Consider the following 26,319-nt stretch of genomic DNA (forward strand, 5'->3'; position numbering starts at 1 on the left):
CGGGTTTATTGGTTCGTCCTAAGACGGGGTGTTTTGGATTACGTTACCACTGTGCCTGATTTTCCGCGATTTGCCTGGCTGGCGTTTAGTTGTCGTGGTGGTGGGTTTTGTGTCGGCTGTGGTGTCGGGTTTAAGAACCCGACACCTCGCGTCAGCAATTGTGTCGGGTTTAAGAACCCGACACCACAGCCGACACCACACGACCACCGAACCCACTACCATCTGACACAGCACTACGACGCACCCGACATCATATCAGCGTCAGCCTCACTCCACCACAGCACTTCATACGTTTCGCAGCCGTTTTTCTGGCCGGAGAGATGCATCGCCATCGTGCGGCATTGGCCATAGCGTCGGCGGTAGTTGCGCCGGTAGAGCCCGCCCGCCAGCCACATACCCGAAACTGGCCCGACGAAATACAGCCACCAGCCCGTCCAGAGATGAGCGGATAGGGCCGAACTGACCGTGCGGGCGGGGTTGATGCTCATACCCGAATAGGGGGCCTCGAAGGTGATATACAAAGCGACCACAACGCCCACAAAATACCCGGTGTAGGGAGCCAGTTGGCGGGAGTTGCTCAGGACCAGTACCATCGTCAGCATACCGAAGGCCATTGCAAACTCAAGTGCTAATGCTACCCAAACGCCGGTTGAGCCGGGCTGCGTGGCTACAAAGTTTACCGATGGATGCGCCATGTATTGGGGTAAAAAACTGTATATCAGGATAATTCCTAAAGAGCCACCTACAAACTGGGCTACAATATAAGCCAGCGCATCGGTCGTCGTAATTCGGTTAAGCCGCCATTGGGCAACGGTTACGGCAGGGTTCAGGTGTGCGCCCGACCGCTTGCCCCAACCCGAATAAACCAGGCTGATGGCCGTTAGCCCCATGCACACGCCAATCAATGCCCTCCGATACAAGGGCGACGAGATGGCCGCACGCACCGGGAAAGCCGGATGCTCGACAACCATGACCGCCACCGAAGCCACTACCATAAACACGCCTAACGCCCAGGCTTCAATCAGATACAACCGCCAGTTTTTCCGCAATGTCTGTATCATATCCAGAATTTATCGGGCCGGATAATCGGTCATGAGTTTAACCATCGCCCCAACCGACCACGCCTGATTGGCCGCTCCCCACCCCTGCTGCGGGTGCAGTCCGTCGAAAATCTCGGAGATACCGAATAGGCAGTCGTTTTCGTAAAAATGCTGCTTCAGCGTCGCCAGTTCAGTATACATCCGTTTACGGGCCTTCGCCGAATCGCCATGAACGCGGAAATAAGCGGGCCAGTATTCGCCCAGCAAAAACGGCCAGACGGTTCCCTGATGGTAGGCTGTATCACGCAGCCACGGGTCGCCCCCATACACAGCCGCAAAAGCCGGGTCGCTGGGCGCGAGAGTCCGCAGACCATAAGGTGTGTACAGATGAGCATCCACCGTTGCCAAAATCTGTTGCTGGTCGGTTTTGTTCAGTAACGGGAACGGCAAACTGAGGGCATAAATCTGATTGGGCCGGATGCTGCTGTCGGGCGACCCACCGGGAATCACTACGTCGTTCAGATACCCTTTTTCGTTCCAGAAATGGGGCCGGAAACTCTCCTCAAACCGCCGAACCATGAGCGCGTACATATCGGGTTTCCGGCGCAGTTGCCTCGCAAAGAAAATCGTGATTTGCAGCGCGTTATACCACAAAGCGTTGATTTCGACCGGGCAGCCATGCCGGGGCGTTACCACATAATCACCCACACGGGCATCCATCCAGGTCAGTTGCGCCGTGCCTTTACCGCCGTACAGCAATCCATTTTCCGTGACATGAATACCGTATCGTGTACCACTTATATGGGCATCCAGAATGGTCAGCAACGGCTCGAAATACTGTTCAACAAAGGCCAAATCGTTGAATTTCTGGTGGTATTCGTAGAGAGCCACAAACAGCCAGAGCGTTGCGTCGATGGTGTTGTATTCAATCGGGTCGTGGCTATTATCTGGAAAACGGTTGGGCAGCATTCCATCATCGAGATACCGGAAAAACGTGGCCAGAATCCGTTGCGCCGTTTGCTGATGGCCGAGCGAAATACACAATCCCCGCAGGGCAATCATGGTGTCGCGGCCCCAGTCGGTAAACCAGTGATAGCCCGCAATAATCGTCTCACTCTGGGCGGCCTGCGTTCCGGTGAATTGCCGCTGCACAATGAACTGATTGGCCGAGATGACCAAATCCTGCAAAAACGGCTCGGTCTGGCTTTGGCGCAGGTCTTCAACCCGTTTGATTTCCCAGGCCCGTAAATCGGCAGGGTCGGGAATCAGGATTTTTTCGTCGGTCGAGAAGGTCAGAAAACACTCACCACCGGGTTCGAGCCGGGTTTCAATATGACCAACAGCGTAGGCATCTTCCATAAAATCCAGCCCGCGCTCCTGTTCCTGCCGGTATGTAAACCGATTGTACCAGGCCCGATTTTCGATAAACGTTCCCGACGAAAACGCGCAGTAAAGCGGCTCCGCGCCGTAATGGGCATAGAGTTTGAGGTATGGGGTAGTCTGGGCGATGTAGAAATTGTAATAATCGTTCTGATGGAACAGGCTGTGATAATCGCGGTGAACAAACAACGGCATCAACTGAATCGTAACTGCTTTTTTGCTCAGGTTTTTATACACAACCACCGTTGTATTGGCCATTTGCACCATAAACACGGTTTTGCTAAGGCTGTGTTCGCCCGCCTGATACACCCACGTGGGCAACGCCAATCGCTCGAACGACACCAGATGCTGCCAGCCCTGCGGATGCACTACATCACCGTAGCGATTGCTTGCCAGCGCCACCGGCCCCTGTTCGGTCAGCAGCGTTTCTTCCACTTTCGAGACCAGCACCTGCCGGTCAGTAGGCGGATTTTGGGCGGCCACCAGCAAGCCGTGATACCGCCGGGAGTTGGCCCCCGTCAGCGTGCTACTGGCGTAGCCGCCTAACCCGTTGGTTATGAGCCACTCACGCCCGGCGAGGTCGTCGAAGTTATTGTTTAGGAGAGCGTACATGAGGGAGGTTTTTGGTTTTAGTAATGTCAGGTGCTTATTGGTAGCGACAGGTTAGCCCGTGGTGGGTTTTGCCGGTGGTGTCGGGTTCTCAAACCCGACAGGCGGGAGCGGTTCGCCGTTGCGATTTTAAAACCGCACAGTGTCGGGTTTGAGAACCCGACACCACCAGAACATCACCGCAAACCGTAAACAGCTATCCTCCAATCAAGTCTGCCACAACGCCCGTCCAGCCGGTTTGGTGGCTGGCACCAACGCCCTGCGACGTATCGCCGTGAAAATACTCGTAGAACAACACGAGGTCTTTGAAATGCGGGTCGGTAGCATACCGATTCTCTCCGCCGTTGACGGGCCGGTGGCCGGATTCGTCGGGTCGAAAAATACCGATGAGCCGGTCGGCCAGCATAGAGGCCGCGTCGCCGAGGGTGATACGGTGGCCCGACCCCGTCGGGAATTCCACCTGCACCTGGTCGTTGTAGTAGCTATAATACGTTCGGAGGGCGCAGATGAGCAGGTAATTCATGGGCATCCAGATAGGCCCGCGCCAGTTGGAGTTTCCACCAAACAGCCCGCTCGACGATTCGCCGGGTTCGTAGCGCAGGCCAAACTCCTGGCCGTCAATCTGCACCGAGTAGCCGTGTTCGTGGATTTTCGAGATGGACCGAATGCCGCCCGGTGCGAGAAATTCGCGCTCATCGAGCATGGCGTGAAGGAGTCGCTCCAACCGCGCGGGTGGAATTAGTGACAGCAGCAAATCCTGATTGTCGGGAATATCTTCGACCACTACATGCATACTGCCCTGTTTCTGGTATTGCTGAAACCAGCGCATCCGTTTTGTGAAATCAGGCAGTTTCGTATAAATGCTTTTGGGAATTTTCAGCACGGCAAACAGCGATGAAAGTCCAACTAACGACCTGATTTTTAGAGGGATGTAGTTATGTCCGGGTAGTTCCAGAATGTCGTAGAAAAAGCCTTCGTTCTCGTCCCACGAACCGGCCCAGTCTTCGCCCATGCGGTTAAGCGATTCGGCGATATAGACGAAATGCTCAAAAAATTTGGTCGCTACGTCTTCGTAGGTATCGTCAACTTTAGCGATTTCGAGGGCCATTTCCAGCATATTCAGGCAGTACATCGCCATCCAGCTTGTGCCATCGGCCTGTTCGAGCCGACCGCCACCTGGAATCTGATTGCTCCGGTCAAACACGCCGATGTTGTCTAACCCCAGAAACCCACCCTCAAATACATTATTGCCTTTGGCATCTTTGCGGTTGACCCACCACGTAAAATTGAGCAACAGTTTCTGAAATACCCGCTTCAAAAACTTCACGTCGCCCACGCCCGTCCGTTCGGCATCGAGCTTGTACACTGCCAGGCACGACCACGCATGAACGGGCGGGTTTACGTCGCCAAACGCCCACTCGTAGGCCGGTAGCTGGCCGTTGGGGTGCATATACCATTCGCGTAAAAACAGAATAAGCTGGTTTTTTGCGAATTGTGGGTCAACGCGGGCCAATGGCACACAGTGGAAGGCCAAATCCCAGGCCGCATACCAGGGGTATTCCCACTTGTCGGGCATCGAAATAATGTCCTCGTTGTTGAGCGTGCGCCACTGCTGATTGCGCCCGTGTTTGCGCTCGGCGGGTGGAGCGGGCTGTCCGGGGTCGCCGTCGAGCCACTGCGGTATGTCGATATGATAAAACTGCTTCGACCAGAGCATTCCCGCAAACGCCTGCCGCTGAATCTGTTTCGTTTCGGTATCGGCCTCCGGCGATTGAATTCCGGCATAAAACTCATTCGCTTCGGTGATACGCTGGGCGAAAATCTGGTCGAAATCCGGGCCAAACGGTTGACTGTTTTTGCCGCGCAGCAGCCGGAGTTTTATTGTAACCGACTGCCCGGCAGGAATGGAAACCTGATAGACGGGCGCAACTTTAGACCCTTCGACCCGCTGGGTCACGTCGTCAAAATTCCCGCTGATAACGGCCCGATGGAACGCATCTTTGGCGAACGGCTGCGCGTCGCCGTCCGAACCGTCGGGCCGTCCAAACACCTGTTGGGTATTGGTTTCATTTTCAGTGAACAATACCCGGTCGGTAGTCTCGAAATAGAGTGTATAATCGCCCTGTTCGGGGTGTTCAGTCGTTACGCTTTGGCAACCTTCGCCATCAGGACCCCGCCGGATGCGTGGTTTGCTATCGAGCCGCCCGAATGACCAGCCATTCCGAAACCATAGTGTAGGCAACAGGTGTAATGAAGCCGAATCAGGACCGCGATTGTAGGCCGTAACCCGAATCAAAATGTCGCGGTCGGAGGCTTTGGCGTATTCGGTGAATACATCGAAATACCGATTCTCATCGAATATGCCGGTATCTAACAACTCATATTCGGGCTGATTCCGGTCGCGGTTGCGGTTGGTCTCTACGAGGTCGGCATAGGGGAAAGTCCGCTGCGGATACTTGTAGAGGTGCTTCATATACGAGTGTGTGGGGGTGCTGTCCAAATAATAGTACAGTTCTTTCACGTCCTCGCCATGATTACCTTCATTGCCGGTCAGCCCGAAAAGCCGCTCTTTCAGAATTGGGTCGTGGCCGTTCCAGAGGGCGATGGCAAAGCAAAGCTGTTGTTTCTCGTCAGATATTCCCGCAAGGCCATCTTCGCCCCAGCGGTAGGCGCGTGAGCGGGCGTGGTCGTGCGAAAAATATTCCCAGGCGTTGCCGTGCGGGCTGTAATCTTCGCGGACGGTTCCCCACTGCCGCTCCGACAAATACGGCCCCCAGTGCAGCCAGTCATGCTGACCGGCATATTGCTCCTGCAACCGAAGCTGTTCGGGCGATGGGGCGAGTTTGGTTTTTTGTGTTTTCATGGAAAAGGTTGCTTGGTTTGTTTAGTGATGCCGGATTTCCGTTGTTGTAGTGTTGGGTTTGCCGGTGGTGTCGGGTTCTCGTGGAGGTGTCGGGTTTGAGAACCCGACACCTCGCGTCAGTAATCGTGTCGGGTTTGAGAACCCGACACCTCCACGAGAACCTCAGCACACTTTCGCACCACCAGGTTTTCGTTTACCCATTATCTTCAAATCCAGGGTACAAGGTCATGCCGCCATCGACAACGAGGGTATGCCCGTGAATGTAGTCGGCTTCGTCGGAACACAGCCAGGCGACGGTCGAGCCGATATCGGACGTTTCGCCAATACGCTTGTAAGGAATGAGCCGCATTAGGCTCGACAGGGCTCGAGGTGTTTCCCAGGCTTCCCGGTTGATGGGGGTGCGAATGGCACCCGGTGCCACGCTATTGACCCGGATTTTGTAACCACCCAACTCCTGAGCAATGGATTTCATGAGCAGCATAACCCCGCCTTTGGAGGCTGCATAGTTCGAATGGCCCGCCCAGGGAATAATTTCGTGTACCGAACTCATGCAGATAATTTTGCCAACAGACTGCGAAACTTCCGGGCGTGGGCCGCGACGCAGGAACTCACGGGCGGCTTCGCGGGCGCATAAAAACTGGCCCGTCAGGTTCACATCCAGCACAAACTGCCAGTCTTTAAGCGTCATGTCGATAAATTTTGCATCTTTTTGCAGCCCTGCGTTCGCCACCAGAATATCGACCGTACCGAAGGTAGCAACAGCCTCGGCAAACATTCGCTGCACCTGGTCTTCTTTACTCACATCGGCCCGTGCGAGCAGTGCCTGACCGCCCCCATCCCGAATCAGGGTGGCGGCTTCTTCGGCGCCTGCCGGATTACCGATGTAATTGACAACGACGTTGGCTCCTTCGCTGGCTAACGCAATGGCGGTGGCTTTGCCAATGCCCGAACTGGCACCGGTAATGATGGCCGTCTGGCCAACAAGCCGTTGGTTTGGTTTCTGAAACATAAGGGTAGGTAGTGATTTAGGGTAGTTTGTCGTTGGCATACGTTGCGACACCAATTACAGCACGTTATTCATCAAATAATCACCGACACGCAATGCATTGGCCGCCGTTGTGAGCGACGGATTGTAAGCACCCGATGAAGGAAAAAAGCTGGCATCGGCCACAAACAGGTTGTCGAGTTCATGGGCTTTGCAGTTCACGTCAAGCACCGACGTAGCCGGGTCGGTGCCAAAGCGAAGCGTGCCGCACTGGTGCGATACCCCACTGATACCGAGGTCATAGCCCGACCAGTACACCGTTTTCAGAGCCGGGTCAATCTCGCCCAACTGCACGAACAGGTCTTTCAATTTTTGCTTCAGGGCGTCAAAAGCCGCTACGTTGTTGCGGTCGCGGTGGTAGATAAGCTGGATGGCTCCATCGTGCGTGAGCGTCACGCGGTTGTCGGGGTCGGGCAGGTCTTCGGCGGTAAGCCAGAAATCAATGCTGTGGGCCGATAGCCAGTCGGCCTCTTTGCCGGGCAGGAAATCGGCAGCTAATCCAACCACTGTTGGGGGGTCATTTTTGCCCATCAATTGAATTTCGCCCAGCGGATGAGGATTGTCGGGAGTCGGTTCGTAGTAATCGCCGATGCAGAAATATTTCTGAAAAAACGACGTGTTCAACTTGTCGGGCGTGTAGGCAATCTGGCAGCCGTTGATGTGCGCCATGTAATTCCGGCCCACCTGCCCACTGCCATTTGCCAGGCCGTTCGGATGTTGCTCATTGGCCGACCGCAGCAGCAAAGCCGCCGAATTAATGGCCCCCGCTGCCAATACTATGGCATTGGCGTAGTACGTTTTCGTCTGGCCGTTTCGATGAACCTCCACAGCCGTAATGCGCTGGCCGTTGGCATCGGTGATGAGCCGGGTCGCCATGGCGTTGGTCAGCAACGTCACGTTGGGGTATTGCAGAGCCGCCCGAACGCCCGTTACGTGCGAATCGGCTTTGGCTTCGGTTGGGTCAGGAAAACCGTCGAAATTGCCCAGCACGGTTGGCGCATCGGGCCGATTGGGGTTATCCTGCGACAGCCGCACCGCCATTGGAATCGGAAATGGTTTCAGGCCGGTTTTCTGAACGTTTTGGTACAATTCTTCGGCAAATGGTTCGGGTGAAATTGGGTTAAACGGATAAGCTTCGGCCCCGGCTGGTTCGGTCGGGTCGGCCCCGCGCAGGCCATGAACACTGAATAACCGTTCGGCTTCGGTGTAGTAGGGCGCAAAATCGGCGTAGGGAAGCGGCCAGGCGGGTGAGATGCCCGTCATGTGCTTTGTTTCCTGAAAATCAGACTCGCGCAGCCGAAAACTGGCCGCACCATACATCTTGCTGTTGCCGCCCACAACGTAGTGCGTAAACGGTTTAAACGGCTGGTTGTCTTTGTCAAACCAAATCTCATCGGTACGGTAGCGGCCTTTCACTACCACCTCGTTTACGTCCCAGTTTTCTTTCTCTTTCGGAATAAAATCGCCCCGTTCGAGAATCAGGATTCGTTTGCCCGACGGGGCCACGCGTTGGGCAAGTGTGCCGCCACCGGAGCCGGTGCCGATGAGGATTAGGTCGTAGGTATGTGTTTTCATAATAGGGAGATTCAGGACGTTTAGGCCTGATTAGTTTTTTAGCTATTGAGCGATTACCGCATCTCAATAGCCAGTTGACTATCCATTGCCAACTACCATACCACGCTATGAAAAAGGAGTAAAAGGGTTTTTTTAACGCAGGAATACGTGTTTTCAGGTTTGGATACGTGTGCCAACTCAGGCAGCAATCACGATATTTCGTGAGTATTGCTGAATGTCAGGATAGAGGGCCTTGTTTAGGCCAGGTCCGGCTCGACCGTTGTACTTCCGGGTGTTGTCAGATGTACGCATTTGACCCTACAATCATCCCCTAAATCCCCTGAAAGAGACTTGGCTGGCACGCAACTAAAGCCCCTTTGGGCACCTATAGGAGTTTATCAATTTTTCACGACATTTCGTTAGTTTCACGATATTTTGTGAATGTACGGATAGCCTGCCCCAAAATTCTCGCTGACAATTACCACCAGAAGGGCTACTCTGCTCACGTCAGACCACTTTTAACCAATGCAAATCTTATCTGCGGAAATGGGACCAAAAGTTGATAGACTACTATAGGGCTTTTTCATAAATGATGTAGTCTTAGCTGTACTCATCCGACACCACAAAAACCAGGACATTCCAACAACAGCAATCAGGCAATGGCAGATAGTATAAAAACAGATGAAAAAATCCTGCGGCTGTCGCACTTTACGGTTGAAAATGCGCTTGAAGCTATCCTTCTTCTCGACCAGCAGGGGCGAGTTTATCGGGCCAATAAAGCCGCTGCTGCTTTGCTGAACTATTCGATTGAGGAACTAACGAAACTCACGTTCTTCGATTTTACTACCGAACATAACGCTGAGAGCTTTGCCCGTTTGTGGCAATCCTTAGAAAAACTTCAGACGCTGACCTTCGAGATGAAGCAACGTCGAAAAAACGGCACGACGTTACAGGCCGAAGTGGGCATGAATTTTATCGACTTCGAGAGCCATAAATACCTGTGCTGCTTTTTCCGCGACGTAACCGAACGCAGTCAGTTGGACGAAACGCTGCGGCTCATTTCGGAGGGAACGGCGGGGGTGACGGGCCTCGATTTTTTTCAAACACTCGTTCGGCACATTACCCAAACCCTCCAGGTGCAGTTTGCCCTTGTAACGGAATGCACCAACGTCGAAAAAACACGCGTCCGAACGCTGGCTTATGCGGAAGATGACCGGCTTCTCGAAAACATTGAGTATGACCTGGCCGGTACGCCGTGCAGCATCGTAATGCAGGGCCGCGATTTTTATTATCCCTATGATGTCAGCCTGAATTTCAATAAAGATGCGGGTGTCGAATCCTACGTGGGCGTACCCATCTACGACCGCGACGGGCTGGTGATTGGGCATATCGCCATCTGCGACCAGCGGCCACTGTTGAACCAACAGAAATACCTGAGCATCCTCCGCATATTTGCGTCGCGGTCGGGGGCCGAAATCGAGCGAAACGTAGCGGAGGAGAATCTGCGCCGAACGCAGGAGCAGTTGGAAGCAACGGTCATCGAGCGAACGCGGGAGTTTTTGAAAGCCAAAGAAGCCGCCGAGATGGCCAACCGGGCCAAAAGTGAATTTCTGGCGAATATGAGCCACGAACTGCGTACCCCGCTCAACGGCATCCTGGGATACACGCAGTTATTCCAGCGCGACCTGTCGCTGACCTCAACTCAGCAAAATGGCATCGCCATCATTCACAATTGCGCCGAAAACCTGCTGGTGCTCATCAACGACGTACTGGATTTGTCGAAGATTGAAGCCCGAAAACTGGAATTTGAGCCGAAACCGTTTAGCCTCAACGAGTTACTGACCAACGTCAAGAGCCTGTTTCAACTAAAGGCCGAACAGAAAAATCTGACATTTTTTGACCAGACTACTATCCCGCTTCCCGAATTGGTGTATGGCGACGAGCGCAAGCTGCGACAGGTGCTTATCAACCTGCTGGGTAATGCTGTTAAATTTACCGATAAAGGGGGCGTTCTTCTGAACGTAAAGTACGAGTCGGGCGGCAGTCGCGTCTGGTTTCAGATTGACGACACGGGCATCGGCATTCCGTCCGATAAATTAGACCTTATTTTTCTGCCCTTTCAGCAACTCCGCGAACACGGCCGATTCATAGAAGGAACGGGTCTGGGGCTGGCCATCACCGAAAAATTAGTCGCCCTCATGAACGGCGAACTGCTCGTGGTCAGTACACCCGGCAAGGGTAGTTCGTTTAGTGTCACCCTCGATTTGCCGCCCCTCGCTACGTCGGAGCAACCCCATACGACCCGCAAAGAATCCCGCCAGATTATCGGCTACCGGGGCCGTCGGCGAACAGTTCTGATTGTGGACGACCACTGGGAAAATCGCTCCGTACTGACAAACCTGATGGAGCCGCTGGGGTTTCGCACGGTGGAAGCCGAAAACGGGGCTGTCGCCCTGACGCGGGCGCGGGAATTCACGCCCGACCTGGTGCTGATGGATTTGGTGATGCCTCAGATGGACGGCTTCGAGGCTGTGCGGCAGTTTCGGCGGCAGAAATCCCTTTCGGCGGTTAAGATTATCGCGCTCTCGGCCAGTGTTCTCAACAGCCACCAATTGAGCATGGATGCGGGCTGCGACGATTTTCTGCCCAAACCCATTCATGTCGAGCAGTTGCTCAATGCGCTGCAACGGCTTCTGCGGCTAACCTGGACCTACAACCCCACGCGAACATCTGCCCACTTAACAACCGCGCCTGGTTCGTTTTCTGCCACCGATACTACCGGACAGCTTCCGCCCATACACCAGATTGAAGACCTCTACGCCACAGCGCTCACCGGCGACATTCAGGGTGTACTGACCCGGCTGGATATGCTGGCTACAACCGGGCCGGACATCAGCGCGTTTGTCCATTCGATTCGTGAACTGGCCCGCCAGTTCGACATGAAAAAGATGCGCGACTATCTGCGGAGTTGCTTAAAAGACCAATCCTACCTGTCTGACAATTGAATTTACCGGCCTGATACGTAAACGTTATGAAAATCAATGGGTTGCTCATCGTATTGGGTTTGCTGGCAGGGATGCCGGGGATGGCGCAGGAAATGGGCAGCCCGCTTATTCAGCATTTCAGCCCCAAAGATTATCAGGCGCACCCCGAAATACGGACGATTGTTCAGGACAAACGGGGTATGCTCTACGTAGGAAACTACAACGGTCTGCTCGAATACGATGGCAGCAACTGGCGACTCATCGAGGTGCCGGGGCTGACGGTCAGGGCGTTGGATGTTGACAACAGCGGCACGGTCTTCGTAGGTACCCAATCGGATTTTGGCTTTCTGAAAACCACCCCAACCGGGCAAATGCAATACGTATCGCTGGCCCGCCACCTACCCGTCTCCGACCGCAGCGTACCCCCCGTCTGGCGGTTGTTCTGCACGCCCGAAGGCGTGTATTTCTGCACATACGGGAAAATCATCCGGTATCGGCCCAATAAGCCAATGCAGGTCTGGTATCCGAAACGACAGTTTCAGTTGGCTACGTATGTTCGGCACACCCTATTTGTTCAGGAAGAAGGGTTTAGCCTTATGCGGATTAACAGACAGGACGGATTGGAACCCGTACCTAACGGAAAGCAGTTTGCCAACGTCGCCGTGCAATCCATCCTGCCCTATCCCGGTGAGAAACTATTGGTGGCTACCCAGCACGACGGATTATTGCTGTATGATGCCCCCTTTCTGCACAACCGGCCCGGCCCAACTACAGTTACACGCTTAACCACGACCGAAGAAGCCTGGCTGCGCCACAGTGACATTTCTCAGGCCATTGCTCTCCCTGATTCGGCGAACAAGTCTGTTCGCTATGCCCTTTCGAGTTTGCGCGGGGGAATTAGCATTTTTGATGCCGATGGGCGACTCCGGCAACGCATTAATGAGCAGACGAACTTAGGAAATAATCGGGTTCATAGTCTGTTTCTGGACCAGCAGCAAACGCTCTGGGCCGGGCTGGCGAATGGCCTTGACAAAATTGAAATTAACAGCCCAATCACCCGATTCAACGCGAATCAGAACATCCGGGCTACCGTCTGGGATGTGTTTCGGCACCAGAACCGGCTCTATGTCGGTACCAACTCAGGGTTGCTATATGCCGATAAACAGAGGAATTCCTTCCGGGCGGTAAGCGGGTCGGAGTCGCCCTGCTGGGATATGGTTGCTTTCGGTAGCGACCTCTTGGTGGGGACAATGGGGGCCGTGCTACGGGTTCGGGATGGAGTTCTACAACAATCGTTATCTATAACCGGCGGTATGGCCTACGCCCTGGCGCGGTCGCACGTGGATACGAATGTGGTGTTTGCCGCCATGTTCGACGGGGTTAATGTGTTGCGGTTCACGAACGGCCAACTGCGCTTGCTGGGGCGGCTGCGGGGTATTTCGGGCGAGTGCTGGTCGATTGTCGAGGAACCGGGCGGGAACCTGTGGGTCGGCACGCACCTACAGGGGTTTTACCGCGTCAACCTATCGGGTGGTATCCGCCTGAATCCACCCATCCGGCACTATGGCCTTGATAAAGGACTGAATCAATTAGTCTGGAACTACGTCTTTGCTGCCCCGGACGGACTGTTTTTTACGACAAAGAACCGCATTTACCGGTATGTTTCCGGCACAGACCGGTTCGCTGAAGACACACGTTTTGCCTCTCTTTTCCATAATCTGGCTACCGGTTCGCCTTATTTTGCTCAGGACAGCCAACGCTCGTTCTGGTTTTCGAATCCGCTGGGAGGATTACGCCACCAGCCCGACGGGTCGTTCAGGCCCGATAGTGTAAGTTTACGGCCTGTTCAGCGCGGAGGTTTTGCGGTGTACCCTGATGCTTCCGGTGTGGTCTGGATTGGTAATGACGAAGCGCTGTATCGCTACGATGGCACCCGAAAATTACCCACATCAGCTTATTGGTCCCTAATTCGGGAAATACGCCTGACGGAGTCAGATTCATTGCTGGCTCTAAACGCCCGTGGCAAGGCCCTCATGGCTGAACTCACCTACCGCAACCGGTCCATTTCGTTCCACTTCGCAGCCGGTAGTTTCGTGGGCGAAGGCGGCAACGAATTTCAATATCGGCTGATGGGCCACGGCCTGATGATGGACGACACAAACTGGTCGAAATGGACGAAAGAAACGAAGAAGGAATACACTAACCTGCCCGCCGGGATGTACACCTTTTTCGTGCGGGCGCGCAACCCGTATCGGCAGTTCAGCCGCGAGAGTACATACTCCTTCAAGGTACTGCCGCCCTGGTATCAGACGAAGGTGGCCTACGTAGTCTATGGCTTTGCGTTCCTGCTGGTTATAAGTCGATTGGTTCGCTACTACACCCGGCATCTGACCAACGAGAAAACGAAGCTGGAACGGCTGGTAGAGTCCCGAACAGCGCAGGTCGTTCAGCAAAAAGAAGAACTTGAAGCGCAGGCTGTTCATTTGAAAGCGGCCAAAGAAGCCGCTGAACTGGCGAATCGAGCCAAAAGTGAATTCCTGGCCAATATGAGCCATGAACTACGCACCCCGCTCAACGGTATTTTGGGATTCGCTCAACTGTTTCAGCAGGATAACACCCTGACCGAAAGCCAGATGAAAGGAATTCGGGTTATTGAGGAGAGTGGTAACCGCCTGCTGACGCTCATCAACAAACTGCTTGCTATCACGAAAGCCGAAGGATTAGACAACGGCGTTTGGAATGGAGAAGCGGGCCATGAACCCATCAATAGGAGTGAACTACCTAAGGCTACAGGCCCGATTCAACCCCCGCCTGCTGAGTATCTCGAAGACCTGCATAAACTGGCCATGACCGGCGATATTCAGGGCATTCTGGCTCAGCTTCGCCAGATTGAATCGCTTGATTCAGCCTACCGGCCTTTTGTGGAGGAAGTGCGGAAAATGGCCGATGTGTTCGACACCAAACAGATACGACAGTACCTTAAAATCTGCTTAGAAACCCATGATTAACCGAACCGATAACGCGTCTGCCAGTATTCTGATTGTCGACGATACGCCTAATAACATCAGTATTCTGTTTGAAACCCTGAGCAGCAGCGGCTATAAAGTGCTGGTTGAGCGCGACGGCAAAAGTGCCATCGAGCAAATTCGCTATGCCCGGCCCGACCTGGTATTGCTCGATGTGATGATGCCCGGCATGGATGGCTTTGAAACCTGCCGCCGTCTCAAACTCGACCCCGATACGCGCGACATTCCGGTAATTTTCATGACCGCCCTCTCCGAAACCATCGACAAGGTAAACGGATTCAACATGGGTGCTGTGGACTACATTACCAAACCGTTTCAGCTTCAGGAGGTGTTGTCGCGCATCAACACTCATCTGACGTTGAGAAACTTACGGGCCGAACTCCAGCAGGCCAACCAATCCCTCGAACAGCGCGTGGCCGAGCGAACCGAAGCCCTTTCGAAAGCCTTACAGGAAGTAGAAAAGCTGACCAATCAATTGCAGGCGGAGAACGTTTATCTGCGTGAAGAGATTAAATCGACCAGTAATTTTGACGAGATTGTCACCCAAAGCAAGCTATTCCGGAAGGTGCTTACTCAGGTCGAACAGGTGGCTTCCACCCCTACGTCGGTGCTGATTCTGGGCGAATCCGGTACGGGGAAGGAACTGCTGGCGCGGGCGGTGCATAACCTGAGCAACCGCCAGAACCGGCCCCTGGTCAAAATCAACTGCGCGGTACTACCCGCTACATTAATCGAAAGCGAATTGTTCGGCCATGAAAAAGGCGCCTTTACCGGAGCCTCGGCCCAGAAAATCGGGCGGTTTGAACTGGCTAATGGCGGTACTATTTTTCTGGATGAAATCGGCGAAATGCCCATTGAACTCCAGGCCAAGCTCCTGCGGGTATTGCAGGAAGGCGAGTTTGAGCGGCTCGGCAGCACCAAAACCCTGAAGGTGAATGTTCGGGTGATTGCCGCCACCAACCGCAACTTAGAGACCGAAATTCAGGCAGGCCGGTTTCGGGAAGATTTGTACTACCGGCTAAACGTTTTTCCCCTGCAAAGTCCGCCGTTGCGCGAGCGCAAAGAAGATATTCCCCTGCTGGTGCGGCATTTCTGCGCGAAACACGGCCCCGGCATTGGCCGTAAAATTGAGGTCATTACCCAGGAGGTCATTGATGCCCTCTGCGCCTACAACTGGCCGGGCAACATCCGCGAACTCGAAAACATTATCGAGCGGTCGCTCATTATTTCACCCGGTCGCAAACTCGAACTCGGCGACTGGCTAACGCGAAAAAGTACCCTCGACAAAAAATTAATTCCCATCACGCTGGAAGAGTGCGAACGGGCGCACATCCTGTCGGTATTGGAAACGACCCGCTGGAAAGTAAGCGGCAAAAACGGAGCAGCCGCCATTCTGGACCTTGTTCCCACGACGTTGGAATCGAAGATGAAAAAATTAGGTATTAGCCGGAACGGTTGAATTCCTCCGGGAACGTACTTGCTGACAATAAGGTGTTATTCCAAAAACAAGTGATTATTGGCTACAGTACTGCTGTGTTTCCTTCGGGCCAAAAATAGCTCGCTAACCCCTAATCAGGCTTCTGGTATCATTCTTGAATTTATTGCCTGGCTACCAACAATTTACACAAATCCATTCGGTAGTGCTTAAGAAGTAATGATATTAGGAAGAAAGCCCCAGCCAGAGGGTAATTTTGAGTCGCCAAACTTGAATTACCCGTCATGTTTTATCAACACAACTGCCCTGGCTGTGGCTCATCAAACATAGTCAAAAATGGACGCACATACTACCACAAAGCGCGAGGCCATGTCGAGCGGTTCTTTTGCACGCTACGGCAACGGGCTTCTCGCTTAGTTCGATTGAGTTTATCGTTCTCTAAAAAGCTGGAACGGCACATCAACTCGATTCGATTTGTAGTGCATCACTACAATCTATCATTACAAATTTAGGACTACCGAAAAATGATATGTTACCGTTAATCGGGAAATATATAAATTTTGTATTTCTCCCATCATGAAAATTATTTTTGGTAAATATGTGACCCACCTTAGTGAACGGAGTCTAAAGAGTGTAATACCAATTTTCTGTAAACAGTACAGTTCTTCAATTCGGTTTCTGTTTATAGAAAATACAATGCCTGGCCACTGATAGGAAGTGGCCAGGCATTGTATTTTCTGAAGGTGTGTTTTATAATTCAGAATATGTTGTGAAATTAGCTAAAGAAGCGAACTGAGTTTGAGACGGCTTTAGGTTCTTTGATTACTGTTAGTTGACTTTAATAAACTCAGCCGATACGCGCCCTAATTTATAGCCCGGAGGGAGAAATACGTAGGAAGCCCAATTCGGTGAGACATCTGGTGGAAAAGGCGGTGCAATAACAAGTTCGCTTCCCAACTGATTATTTGGTTGGGTTTTGTCTGTTTCTAATGTCAAATAGTAGCCTTGTGGCTTTGTAACCACGTAAACCCTGTTGTAGGTAGTATCTCTGGCAGGCGAATAGAAGCCGTTGGCAGGAGCTTGCACTTTAACGCGTACTGTGTCAGGTGAAATTCGCTCTATCTGAAATGTTATCGTCTTTCCATTGATGGGATAGGACTTTACGTCGGGAATACGTGATATGTTAGCCGTGTATGTGCCCGCTATAACTTTGGCAGCATCGGGAGCAAGTACTGGCTGAACACTTGGAACATCATGTTTGCAAGCAGCACACAAAGTAATTCCCAAAATGATAAGTTGCTTTTTCATCCTGTTGAGTGTTTAGACAATTGTTAAAACCCTTTGATCTTATAAGTGTTCTGCAACGCTGTTGTATGAGTGAATATTATGTTTAAATAGTGGCTCTTAAACAAGCTCTTTTTGAGACAATTTTCTTCGCACTTGCAAGGCAGGTTAGTTTTCCTGAATAGTTGAGGCCTTGTACTCCTCGGCCTGGTTTAACAGGTCCATCGACTTCATTACTGGGCTCCATTCCTTACCCTCGAACAACAACCGAAACCATGGCTTATCCCGATTCGCGTAATTGATATTCCGGAAAAGCCAGATGGCTACTACCGTAAACGTGAGCGTAATGAAGGTTTGGACCAGGTAAAAGATAGGCGTGCCGTTGTTAATTAAACTGCTTGTTAGGTAAAAAGTGGTCCAGACTGGAAGCTGGAGCAACAGCAGGCGCGTCGCCCAAAGCGTCGATGCGGTCAAACGTGCCAGCGTATCTTGCGTTTTTACGATGGGTTCGCTAACATCAACCCGTTGAATCAAGACCAATTGGTAGAGGTAAACACCAATGGCCAGTTTGGTCAGTACCACTTGAATCACAGCGGAAATTAAGAAAAATGGACTAGCAGATGAAAAGATAGCAATTAGTAAACTATCGACAAAGCCAACCCATACAATGCCCACCGCTATGGTGAAGAATTTCAGGGGGTTCATGGAGGCTAGTAAAGACTGGACTTTAATTTTAATAATGTCTTCCGCATTTTTCCGGTTGAGGGCCAGGCTTTCGTCCAGTTGCTGGCTATAGGATTTCCAAAGACTGATAAGTTCAGCATCTTGCATGGCTATTAGGCTTTAATTGTGGAAAATTTCTGTCGTAGTATAGTTTTGATACGGCCAATTTTGGTAGCAATGTTAGTTTCAGACATGCCCATAATTTCAGCGATTTCCCGGTGACTTTTTTCGTCGAGGTAGAGCAGCAGCAGAGCTTTGTCAAGTTCTTTTAGCTGAGCAATGAATTGCTGGAGCAAGTTCAGATTTTCGTCTCCTTCATCCGTATTTGCTGACCCACCCAAGGTGAGAATACTATCTGAGAGAGGCTGGGAAATCGGTTTTCGACGGGTTTCTTTCCGGTACACCGAAATAGCGACATTCAGCGCGATACGGTAAATCCAAGTGGAATATTTGTACTGATCGGAATAGGTATCGAACGAGTTCCACAACTGAACAACGATGTCCTGGACCAGATCTTTTCGGTCTTCAGCCTCGGTGCAGTAGGAATGGGCTACTTTATAGATGATTCCTTTATGGGTCTGAAGAACGGTCAGAAATCGCTCCGTTTGGTCTGGTGCTCTCATGCGTTGGTGAGCGAGGTGTTGATTACCCAATTATTCGCACAAGGGTTAGAAAAAGCACATAATCTGGAGGAAATAGTATTTGTGTAGTTATTGGAATGAATTGTGAACCTGTTTATTAGATTTGTCATAGAGCCGTTTGAGGAGACTTCTTAGGCATGTTCGACCAAGTTTTAGCCGTAGTAGCGTCCATTACTACGCACTTTTTCTAGCTTGTTTAGATTACCAGCACTACGATAATGTTGCCCATTCGATTCTATAATCCGTAGCTTGAACTATCGAAAATAATTGCAATGGATTTACTTGGTAACCCCTCTGCTTGAAAGAGATTTCAGGGAGTGTATTTGGTATGGTTTTCCTCACCCTCTGTCAACCCCATTTCTTGGAAAAGTTTCTTAACATAAGAACTCATAGACCACTTGTCTGGTAAAAGTACAAAATTCATTGACGATAAAAGGGTGGTATAAACCTAATTTCTCATCCCTGTTAACCTCTCCTGGCTGGGAGCAGACCTCAATGCACTACCTCATTAATTTACTCTGTTATTGCCATGGGGGTTTGGCTGGTAGTGTTTCTGTACTATTTAACTAATTAGTATTTTTCTAATAATACGACGTCTCTTCTTATCTTCTGCATAACTCTTTCTGATTTGTAATTTTCGTGAACGCTTACTATGAAAAGTACAAATGTTAAAAAAGGAAGTCTTTCACTTCCTTCTAAATAGATTAACGGTAAAATACTATTATAAAATTAACAGAGCAGGCTAAAGCAACCCAGACTGCAACTTTGTTCATAAGCATTTAAATGGTTGATGAGAATATATGGGACTACCTTCCCTACGGAGTCTATAGGGAATTTGTTTGATACTTCCAGGATCAGTTAAACGCTTTCCTAAAGGCTAAAGGCGATTGATTCGTCTTAGTCTTGAACAACTTGCTAAACGATTGGGAATGTTCAAAGCCTAACTGGTAAGCGATCTCACTGACCGATAAATTGGTCGTTGACAACTGCTGCTTGGCTTTTTCAATGAGCTTCTCATGGATATGTTGTTGGGTGGTCAGCCCGGTCAGTGTCTTAAGCAAGCCACTCAAATAATCCGGCGATACGTGGAGTTGGTCGGCTAGATAACGAACCGATGGTAAACTAATCTGAATCTTATCCCTATCATCAAAATAGGCAATAAGCTGATCATTGAGCCGATCAAGGAGTTGGTGATTGGTTATCCGGCGGGTCATAAACTGGCGCTGGTAAAAGCGCTCCGAATAGTTGAGCAACGATTCCAGTTGAGTAATAATGATCGCATGGCTGAACTGATCCAGGTTGTTATGATACTCCTGGCTGATGTTACCGATGATCTGCGTTAGGACAGCTTCCTCTTTATCCGAAAGAAATAGGGCTTCATTCACCGAGTAATCAAAAAACGCATACTGTCTGATGGTTTTGGTCAAGGACGTATGCCACAGAAAATCGGGATGGATCAGCAGCATCCAGCCTGATTGGTAGGGAGTACTGTATTTTTGAGGGTCAAACCCGCTGATTTGACCAGGCGACATAAAGCTGAGTACGCCTTCATCAAAATCATAGGCTTGCTGGCCATATTTGACTTTCACCGGGGCCTTGAAGTCCTTTTTGAGAGCTATGTTATAAAAACCAGTAACCATAGTGCCCGGTATGCCCGCCGGTATAGGCTCAACCGGTTTAATGGCAATGACGCTGATCAACGGATGCTCCGGTTTAGGCAAGCCTAACAAGCGGTGAAACTCGCTGATAGTTTTGATCGGGTAGGGTTGGCTTCGTTCCATTAGGTAATTAAACTAGTGTTGTTGATACAGCTTCAATGCCTGCTCCACCGCTTGTTGATACGAAAGCGGCCTGCGTGGCAACAGCTTTCGGATGGCCGATGGGTCACCGATCATATCCTGGCCAAGACCATCCAGCGCACCCATTATGGCCCCCTTTGGTGATTTAGCCATTCGTTCGATCAGCGGGGATGCCCACCGTAATAGGGTCAATGAAATGTGGATTTTTATGGGATGCCGATGGCCGACCACGTCAGCAACCGTGTCGATCAATTCATCACTCGTCAATACATCGTCGCTGCCGACCTCGTAGCACTGCCCATAGGCCTTCGGTTCATTCAGTACACCAATAAGATTATAGACCAGGTCATCGATCGCAATGCAGCGAAACTTAGTACGGCCGTTGCCCACGACAAAGGCCAGACTTTTGTGAGCATTTGCTACTACCAGATTAAATCCTTGTCCGCCGATACCCACGATCATGCCCGGTTGGATGACCGTTATATCAAGGCCGCTGGTCAACAGATATTGTTGTATTTTCCATCGCCCGCGTGTCCAGGCATCGGTTGAATTCGCTGAAATGCCCAGAGATGTCACATAAAGCAGGCGGTGAACCTGGTGGAGTTGACAAGTCTGTACAATATGTTGCAGGCCCTTCATTTCGATGTCCATAAATTCCTGGCCTGCCGTGTCAGCGTGCTGAGGAACTATCGTATGTATGGACACGTAAACGGCATCCATGGAGTCAAGCGCCTGCTGAATTGAGGAAAGATCGGTGATATCCCCTTTTACGATCTCGCAGCCGCTGTCAGCCAAATCCTTCACTTTATCCGGATTACGGGCCAGGCAACGTACCCTATACCCGTCTGCCACTAATTGCCGGGTTAAATAACGACCGACAAACCCGGATGCCCCAATGACCAAAATCTTTTTCATCGTCAATTGTTTTCTATGGGGCAAAGCTCCCTTCAATGCTTCAACAGGCTGTAGTCAAATCCGGTTTTATTGTAGCCGAAAGCGAAGCGTCGGCTTTTTAATCCGATCCCCACGAAGTGTGTTTCATGAATGGCCGTGGTTTTAGGCAATTGATTCGTTCCGATGATTTTTCATAACGGCGATCATTGTACAATAACCATCGACCCGTGAACAGGCAAGCTTTTTCGTCCGTATTTATAAACAAAGCCAGTTAAGTTTTTGCTAAACAGTGTCTCGCTTGCCTTTGTTATAGCCGTAATAGCATCTGGTCAATAGCGATCAAAACAATGTTAGACCCGTTTAACGGCATCAATAAAGATGGTCATCAGCCAGAATATACAGCCAGATGAAAGCGGCTATGCAGCCGTAAACGGCCTAAAGATGTACTATGAGGTGTACGGCAGGGGCAAACCTATCGTCCTGCTGCATGGCTCTTTTATGAACATCCCCCTGAATTGGTCGCACATTATACCCCTGTTAATCCAAGATCGGAAAGTTATAGTAGCGGAAATGCAAGGACACGGCCGCACAAGAGACATAGACCGGGAGATCAGTTACGAAGGGATGGCCGACGATGTGTCCGGCCTACTTACCCAGCTCAACATAGATAGGGCAGACATAGTGGGCTATAGTATGGGGGGCGGGGTTGCCTTCCAACTGGCCGTCCGGCACCCTGAGCAGGTACGCAGACTGGTGGTATTGTCCGGTACGTATACCCATGACGGCTGGTGGCCCGATGTAGAAGCCAGTTATGCTACGTTCACCGCCGATATGTTCCAGGGCACATCCATACAACAGCAATACGAGAGCCTTGGGAACGATCCGGCCCATTTTCCCGAATTTGTAAAAAAGGTGATTCGTATAGACCTACAGCCTTATGATTGGTCTAAGGAGGTAAAAACCATACAAGTCCCGCTCTTGATGGCCATCGGCGATGCCGACGGAGTACGCTATGAGCATGCCCTGGAGCTGTTTCGGGCTAAAGGCGGGGGGAAAATGGGCGATTTACACGGGCTGCCCCAATCCCGGCTGGCCATTTTACCGGGCACCACCCATATTGGGATGATGCAGCGGACGGATTGGCTACTACCCATGATCACAGATTTCCTGGATTCGGACCTCCATGCTGCCCCACCCACCTTTTAAGACGCGACTAATTCTTAAAACTATGAAACAAGAACAAGGTATTCACAACGCACAAATTCCGAATCCTGCCCTAAACCAATTTGCTAAATTGGTTGGTGAATGGAAAACCGTTGGCACCCATCCCGGGCTTCCCCATACCGTTTTGGCCGGAAAAGCAACATTCAGGTGGATTGAGGGCGGTGCTTTTCTGGTGTGGTATTCTGAGGTAGATGAACAAGGTTTTCCAGCCGGCATTGGCATCTTCGGTAGTGACGATGCTACGGGAGACTTGTTAATGCTCTATTTTGACGAGCGGAAAGTTTCAAGAAAATATGAGGTATCCGTTGAAAACAATGTGGTGAACTGGTGGCGGAATGTGCCTGGTTTTTCGCAACGCTATTCCTGGACAATCACAGACAATGATGCGACTATAATCGGAAAAGGTGAACTGTGCAAAGACGGCACCACTTGGGAAAAAGATTTAAACCAGACATTTACCCGCATTCGGTGAGGGTGTTTTTCCTAAAGAGCTTGGCCGCAGGGAACCATACACTTCGAACCGCCAACAAACGTTTTTTAAGCTGATAACACGATGAAGGGTGCTTCTATTAAAAAGGATAAAGCCGCCTGAGCACCTATTTCACGGTCCCGCGATGGCGTACCAGGCCATCGCCGTCATTGAGAATTTATTGTCTTTAAAATTTACAATTTTTTATATTGGTTATTTAGAAAATTTGTGAGTAATATTTATTAGAAAGATACAGTTACTGATTTTATAGATTTCGTCCACGAAATCGCTGCTTCACCTAAACACTTATTATAACATTTGTTTACTACCGCCAATCGTGTACTAAAAGCGTTTCATGCACAAATGCGAACCCGTGACAGCCGGATATCCGACCGGTTGAACTGACGCTGCATTTCAGCAAATACCCCGTCAATGGCTTCGTCCGGATCAGTAGCCGCAACCGATAACTCTTCATTCAGACGGATATGGTGTTTCATCTCATCAAGTACGTCAAAGATGACTCGGATGAATTGTTTCTTTTTAGTGGCCATAGCAATCAACTAACTAAATACGGTTGGTCAATCAGCGCCAGGATAGTAGCACATGGCTTACTGTTGGTAGTGTCTATCCCTGGCAGCAGTTGCTTCTGGCCAAAAGTAATACCTTATTGTTATAGTTGTATTATATATAGCAAAATAATATTATAAAATTTTTAGCTTGCTTTTAACCAGCTTGCCGGACATAAGTAACGAATGGAATGGTTTACTCAATGGTCTGTTGGCAGTCGGGCAGCCAGACCACGCTGAGCATCTCGACCGGGCCTCTGCGGAACACTACCCAACAAGTGAAGTCGAAGGGGCTGAGTGGCTTTAACTGCTCTCCCTTTCCGATTTGGCTCAAGGCTAATATACCCGCTATGATACCTCCGCTAAACGGCTAAACGGGCGGTCTGGACTTACTAAAGAATGGGGTAAACCAGTACGACCGGTTCGTTATGCGGCTATTGTGGTAGACGAGTTCTTTACGTACTGCCGCCAGGACGGTACTATCTGTTCGGTATCGCAAACCAGTAATGCAGAAATCTGTGTATTTTTGGTAATTACTGACCTCAACTATACGCTTCAATCTGTGAACCCGTCTTTTTCTGTTTCCCGTTTATTAGTACCGTTGCTGCTGCTGACAATAATCCAGTATGCGGCAGAGGCTCAGGTGCCCGGTCGCCAGATGCACTGGTCTGCCGATGGAAATGCCCTGGCCACCGTCGAACAGGGTGACCTTGTCCTGACCGACATTCGCACCGGTCGCAAAACGGTTCTACTGGCAAAGGACAACCTGCACCGGCCCGGCAGTGATCAGGTCATGCCGGTTACTGATTTTGCATTTACGCCCGATAGTGCCAGTGTCCTGATTTTTACCAATACGGCCCGCGTTTGGCGGTATAACACCAAAGGCGATTATTACCTAATCAACCGAACAGGCGGACAAGCCCGGCAGGTAGGGAAGGAGCGGCCTCCGCAGTCGATGATGTATGCCAAACTGTCGCCGGATGGGCGTACCGTCGCGTATGTGAGTGAACACAACCTGTTTGTGGAGGACATCGCGACGGGCAAAACAACCCAACTCACCACCGATGGCACCCGCAAACGCATCAACGGCACCTTCGATTGGGCGTATGAAGAAGAGTTCGGTTGCCGCGATGGGTTCCGGTGGAGTCCCGATAGCCAGCAGATTGCCTACTGGCAGATAGATGCTACCGGCATTCGGGATTACCTGATGCTGAATACAACCGACTCCGTGTATTCGCATGTGGTGCCCGTTGAGTACCCAAAAGTGGGTGAGTCGCCATCGCCGGCGCGGGTTGGCGTGGTGTCGGTGGGGCGGGATGCCGTACCACCAACGACCTGGCTGGCCATCCCTGGCGACCCGCAGCAGCATTACCTGACGCGCATGGCGTGGCTGCCAAAGGGCGGGAGCCTGATTGTGCAGCAACTGAACCGCAAACAGAACGAAAGCAGGTTGTTTGTCTGTTCGCCTGCCAACCAATCGGTTACCCCAATTCATACAGAAATCGACAAAGCCTGGATCGACGACAATGGGCGCTGGAACTTCGACGACCCAACCGGGTGGGAATGGCTCAACGGAGGGAAAGCTTTTGTATGGGTATCCGAAAAAGATGGGTGGCGGCACCTGTACCGGGTAAGCAGCGATGGCAAGACCGAAACCCTGCTGACGCCAGGGTCGTATGATATTGACCTGATTAGCCATATTGACGAAGCCACCAACCAGATTTACTTCATTGCGTCGCCCCAGAACACCAATCAGCGGTATCTGTACCGCACCCGCTTAGATGGCAAAGGCAAAGCCGAGCGGGTAACCCCCGCCGGACTGGCCGGGACCCACCGGTATGTGATTTCGCCTAATGGACGACTGGCGCAGCACTCGTTCAGGAATTATCAGACACCGGTGGTGCAGGAGTGGATAAGCCTGCCCGACCACAAGGCCGTAAACCCCGCCGAAAGTATTGCTTCGCGGATGAAGCCCGTGCCCAAACCAAACGTTAGTTTCTTCAACCTGACCACCGATGAGGGTGTAACGGTAGATGGCTGGATGGCCAGGCCTACCGATTTCGACAGTACCAAAAAATACCCGGTTGTTTTTTATGTGTATAGCGAACCAGCGGGTAGCACCGTCAATGATAACTTTTCGGTGGGAAATAACTCACTTTTTCAGGGCGACATGGCCAAAGCGGGCTATATATATGTGGCGCTCGACAACCGGGGAACGCCCAACTTAAAGGGAGCCGCCTGGCGGAAATCCATTTACCGACAGATTGGCCGCATCAACATCCGCGATCAGGCGATGGGTGCCCGCAAATTGTTTGCCAAACATGCCTACATCGACACCAGCCGCGTGGCCGTTTGGGGCTGGAGCGGGGGCGGCTCGGCCACCCTGAACCTGCTGTTTCAGTACCCCGACATCTACAAAACCGGCATTGCCATTGCGGCCGTCAGCAATCAGTTGTTCTACGATAACATCTATCAGGAACGCTACATGGGACTGCCGCAGGAAAACCGGGACGACTTCGTGGCGGGATCGCCCATTACCTACGCCAAAAATCTGCGCGGAAATCTGCTCTTTATTCACGGCACTGGCGACGATAATGTGCATTTCGACAACGCCGAAGTGCTGATTAATGAATTGGTGAAACACAACAAACAATTTCAGGTGATGCCCTATCCGAATCGCTCGCATGGTATTTTTGAAGGCGAAGGAACGTCGCAACACCTAAGCACACTCTATACCAACTACCTGCTGAAACACTGCCCGCCCGGCCCTCGCTAATTGCCCT

General features: G+C 51.2%; 18 protein-coding genes and 1 pseudogene. 8 read left to right on the plus strand and 11 right to left on the minus strand.

The features are described from left to right. The first annotated feature begins 28 nt into the window (after nt 1-28). Nucleotides 29-226 carry a hypothetical protein gene (locus tag ACYVI1_RS18805; protein ID WP_460912279.1) on the plus strand — a complete coding sequence of 66 codons (198 nt, stop codon included), beginning with the start codon at nt 29-31 and terminating at the stop codon, nt 224-226. Between the two features lie 7 nt (nt 227-233). Here the strand turns inward: ACYVI1_RS18805 and ACYVI1_RS18810 are convergent, their stop codons facing one another. The 5 genes from ACYVI1_RS18810 to ACYVI1_RS18830 form a co-directional block, all read right to left on the minus strand. Then, on the minus strand, nt 234-1,061 hold the full coding sequence (locus tag ACYVI1_RS18810) for an MIP/aquaporin family protein (protein ID WP_460912280.1): 828 nt from the start codon (nt 1,059-1,061) through the stop codon (nt 234-236). 9 nt (nt 1,062-1,070) lie between these two features. After that, nucleotides 1,071-3,032: an amylo-alpha-1,6-glucosidase gene (locus ACYVI1_RS18815; RefSeq protein ID WP_460912281.1), complete on the minus strand. Its 1,962-nt coding sequence runs from the start codon at nt 3,030-3,032 to the stop codon at nt 1,071-1,073. 193 nt (nt 3,033-3,225) lie between these two features. Then, the gene (locus ACYVI1_RS18820; protein ID WP_460912282.1) at nt 3,226-5,892 is read right to left on the minus strand and encodes an MGH1-like glycoside hydrolase domain-containing protein; all 2,667 of its coding nucleotides are present in this window, start codon (nt 5,890-5,892) and stop codon (nt 3,226-3,228) included. A gap of 193 nt (nt 5,893-6,085) precedes the next feature. Continuing rightward, on the minus strand, nt 6,086-6,901 hold the full coding sequence (locus ACYVI1_RS18825; RefSeq protein ID WP_460912343.1) for an SDR family oxidoreductase: 816 nt from the start codon (nt 6,899-6,901) through the stop codon (nt 6,086-6,088). A 54-nt stretch (nt 6,902-6,955) separates the two neighbouring features. Next, nucleotides 6,956-8,512 carry a GMC family oxidoreductase gene (locus tag ACYVI1_RS18830; RefSeq protein WP_460912283.1) on the minus strand — a complete coding sequence of 519 codons (1,557 nt, stop codon included), beginning with the start codon at nt 8,510-8,512 and terminating at the stop codon, nt 6,956-6,958. A 638-nt stretch (nt 8,513-9,150) separates the two neighbouring features. Here ACYVI1_RS18830 and ACYVI1_RS18835 point away from each other — a divergent pair. The 4 genes and pseudogenes from ACYVI1_RS18835 to ACYVI1_RS18850 all read left to right on the plus strand — a co-directional run. Then, nucleotides 9,151-11,496 carry an ATP-binding protein gene (locus ACYVI1_RS18835; RefSeq protein WP_460912284.1) on the plus strand — a complete coding sequence of 782 codons (2,346 nt, stop codon included), beginning with the start codon at nt 9,151-9,153 and terminating at the stop codon, nt 11,494-11,496. Nucleotides 11,497-11,522: 26 nt separating this feature from the next. Then, nucleotides 11,523-14,483, plus strand: a complete 2,961-nt coding sequence (locus ACYVI1_RS18840) for a ligand-binding sensor domain-containing protein (protein WP_460912285.1) — start codon at nt 11,523-11,525, stop codon at nt 14,481-14,483. Next, entirely contained in the window at nt 14,476-15,960 is a 1,485-nt protein-coding gene (locus ACYVI1_RS18845) for a sigma-54-dependent transcriptional regulator (protein WP_460912286.1), read from the plus strand. Before ACYVI1_RS18840 ends, ACYVI1_RS18845 begins: the two co-directional genes overlap by 8 nt. 344 nt (nt 15,961-16,304) lie before the next feature. After that, nucleotides 16,305-16,448 (plus strand): annotated as a pseudogene (locus ACYVI1_RS18850) (IS1 family transposase); the annotation flags it as partial. A gap of 316 nt (nt 16,449-16,764) precedes the next feature. On the opposite strand, the gene ACYVI1_RS18855 reads toward ACYVI1_RS18850, so the two are convergent. The 5 genes from ACYVI1_RS18855 to ACYVI1_RS18875 all read right to left on the minus strand — a co-directional run bounded on the left by ACYVI1_RS18855 (nt 16,765) and on the right by ACYVI1_RS18875 (nt 21,298). After that, nucleotides 16,765-17,244 (minus strand): hypothetical protein, encoded by a 480-nt coding sequence (locus tag ACYVI1_RS18855; protein ID WP_460912287.1) that lies wholly within the window; start codon nt 17,242-17,244, stop codon nt 16,765-16,767. A gap of 144 nt (nt 17,245-17,388) precedes the next feature. Continuing rightward, nucleotides 17,389-18,051 carry a hypothetical protein gene (locus ACYVI1_RS18860; protein ID WP_460912288.1) on the minus strand — a complete coding sequence of 221 codons (663 nt, stop codon included), beginning with the start codon at nt 18,049-18,051 and terminating at the stop codon, nt 17,389-17,391. Nucleotides 18,052-18,056: 5 nt separating this feature from the next. Beyond that, nucleotides 18,057-18,566: an RNA polymerase sigma factor gene (locus tag ACYVI1_RS18865; protein ID WP_460912289.1), complete on the minus strand. Its 510-nt coding sequence runs from the start codon at nt 18,564-18,566 to the stop codon at nt 18,057-18,059. A gap of 872 nt (nt 18,567-19,438) precedes the next feature. Beyond that, complete coding sequence (locus ACYVI1_RS18870) at nt 19,439-20,365, minus strand: helix-turn-helix domain-containing protein (RefSeq protein ID WP_460912290.1); 927 nt, start codon at nt 20,363-20,365, stop codon at nt 19,439-19,441. A gap of 12 nt (nt 20,366-20,377) precedes the next feature. Continuing rightward, a complete protein-coding gene (locus ACYVI1_RS18875; protein WP_460912291.1) occupies nt 20,378-21,298 on the minus strand; it encodes an SDR family oxidoreductase in 921 nt (306 codons plus the stop codon). 420 nt (nt 21,299-21,718) lie between these two features. On the opposite strand from ACYVI1_RS18875, the gene ACYVI1_RS18880 reads away from it, so the two are divergent. Both ACYVI1_RS18880 and ACYVI1_RS18885 read left to right on the plus strand, forming a co-directional pair. Further along, nucleotides 21,719-22,483 carry an alpha/beta fold hydrolase gene (locus tag ACYVI1_RS18880; protein ID WP_460912292.1) on the plus strand — a complete coding sequence of 255 codons (765 nt, stop codon included), beginning with the start codon at nt 21,719-21,721 and terminating at the stop codon, nt 22,481-22,483. A 22-nt stretch (nt 22,484-22,505) separates the two neighbouring features. Beyond that, entirely contained in the window at nt 22,506-22,973 is a 468-nt protein-coding gene (locus ACYVI1_RS18885) for a hypothetical protein (RefSeq protein WP_460912293.1), read from the plus strand. Nucleotides 22,974-23,323: 350 nt separating this feature from the next. On the opposite strand, the gene ACYVI1_RS18890 is transcribed toward ACYVI1_RS18885, so the two are convergent. Next, nucleotides 23,324-23,467, minus strand: coding sequence for a hypothetical protein (locus ACYVI1_RS18890; protein WP_460912294.1), 144 nt, complete (start codon nt 23,465-23,467; stop codon nt 23,324-23,326). 727 nt (nt 23,468-24,194) lie between these two features. Between ACYVI1_RS18890 and ACYVI1_RS18895 the strand changes: the two genes are divergently transcribed. Further along, on the plus strand, nt 24,195-26,312 hold the full coding sequence (locus ACYVI1_RS18895; RefSeq protein ID WP_460912344.1) for a S9 family peptidase: 2,118 nt from the start codon (nt 24,195-24,197) through the stop codon (nt 26,310-26,312). Nucleotides 26,313-26,319: the final 7 nt, after the last annotated feature.

This window comes from Spirosoma areae (genome assembly GCF_054781775.1).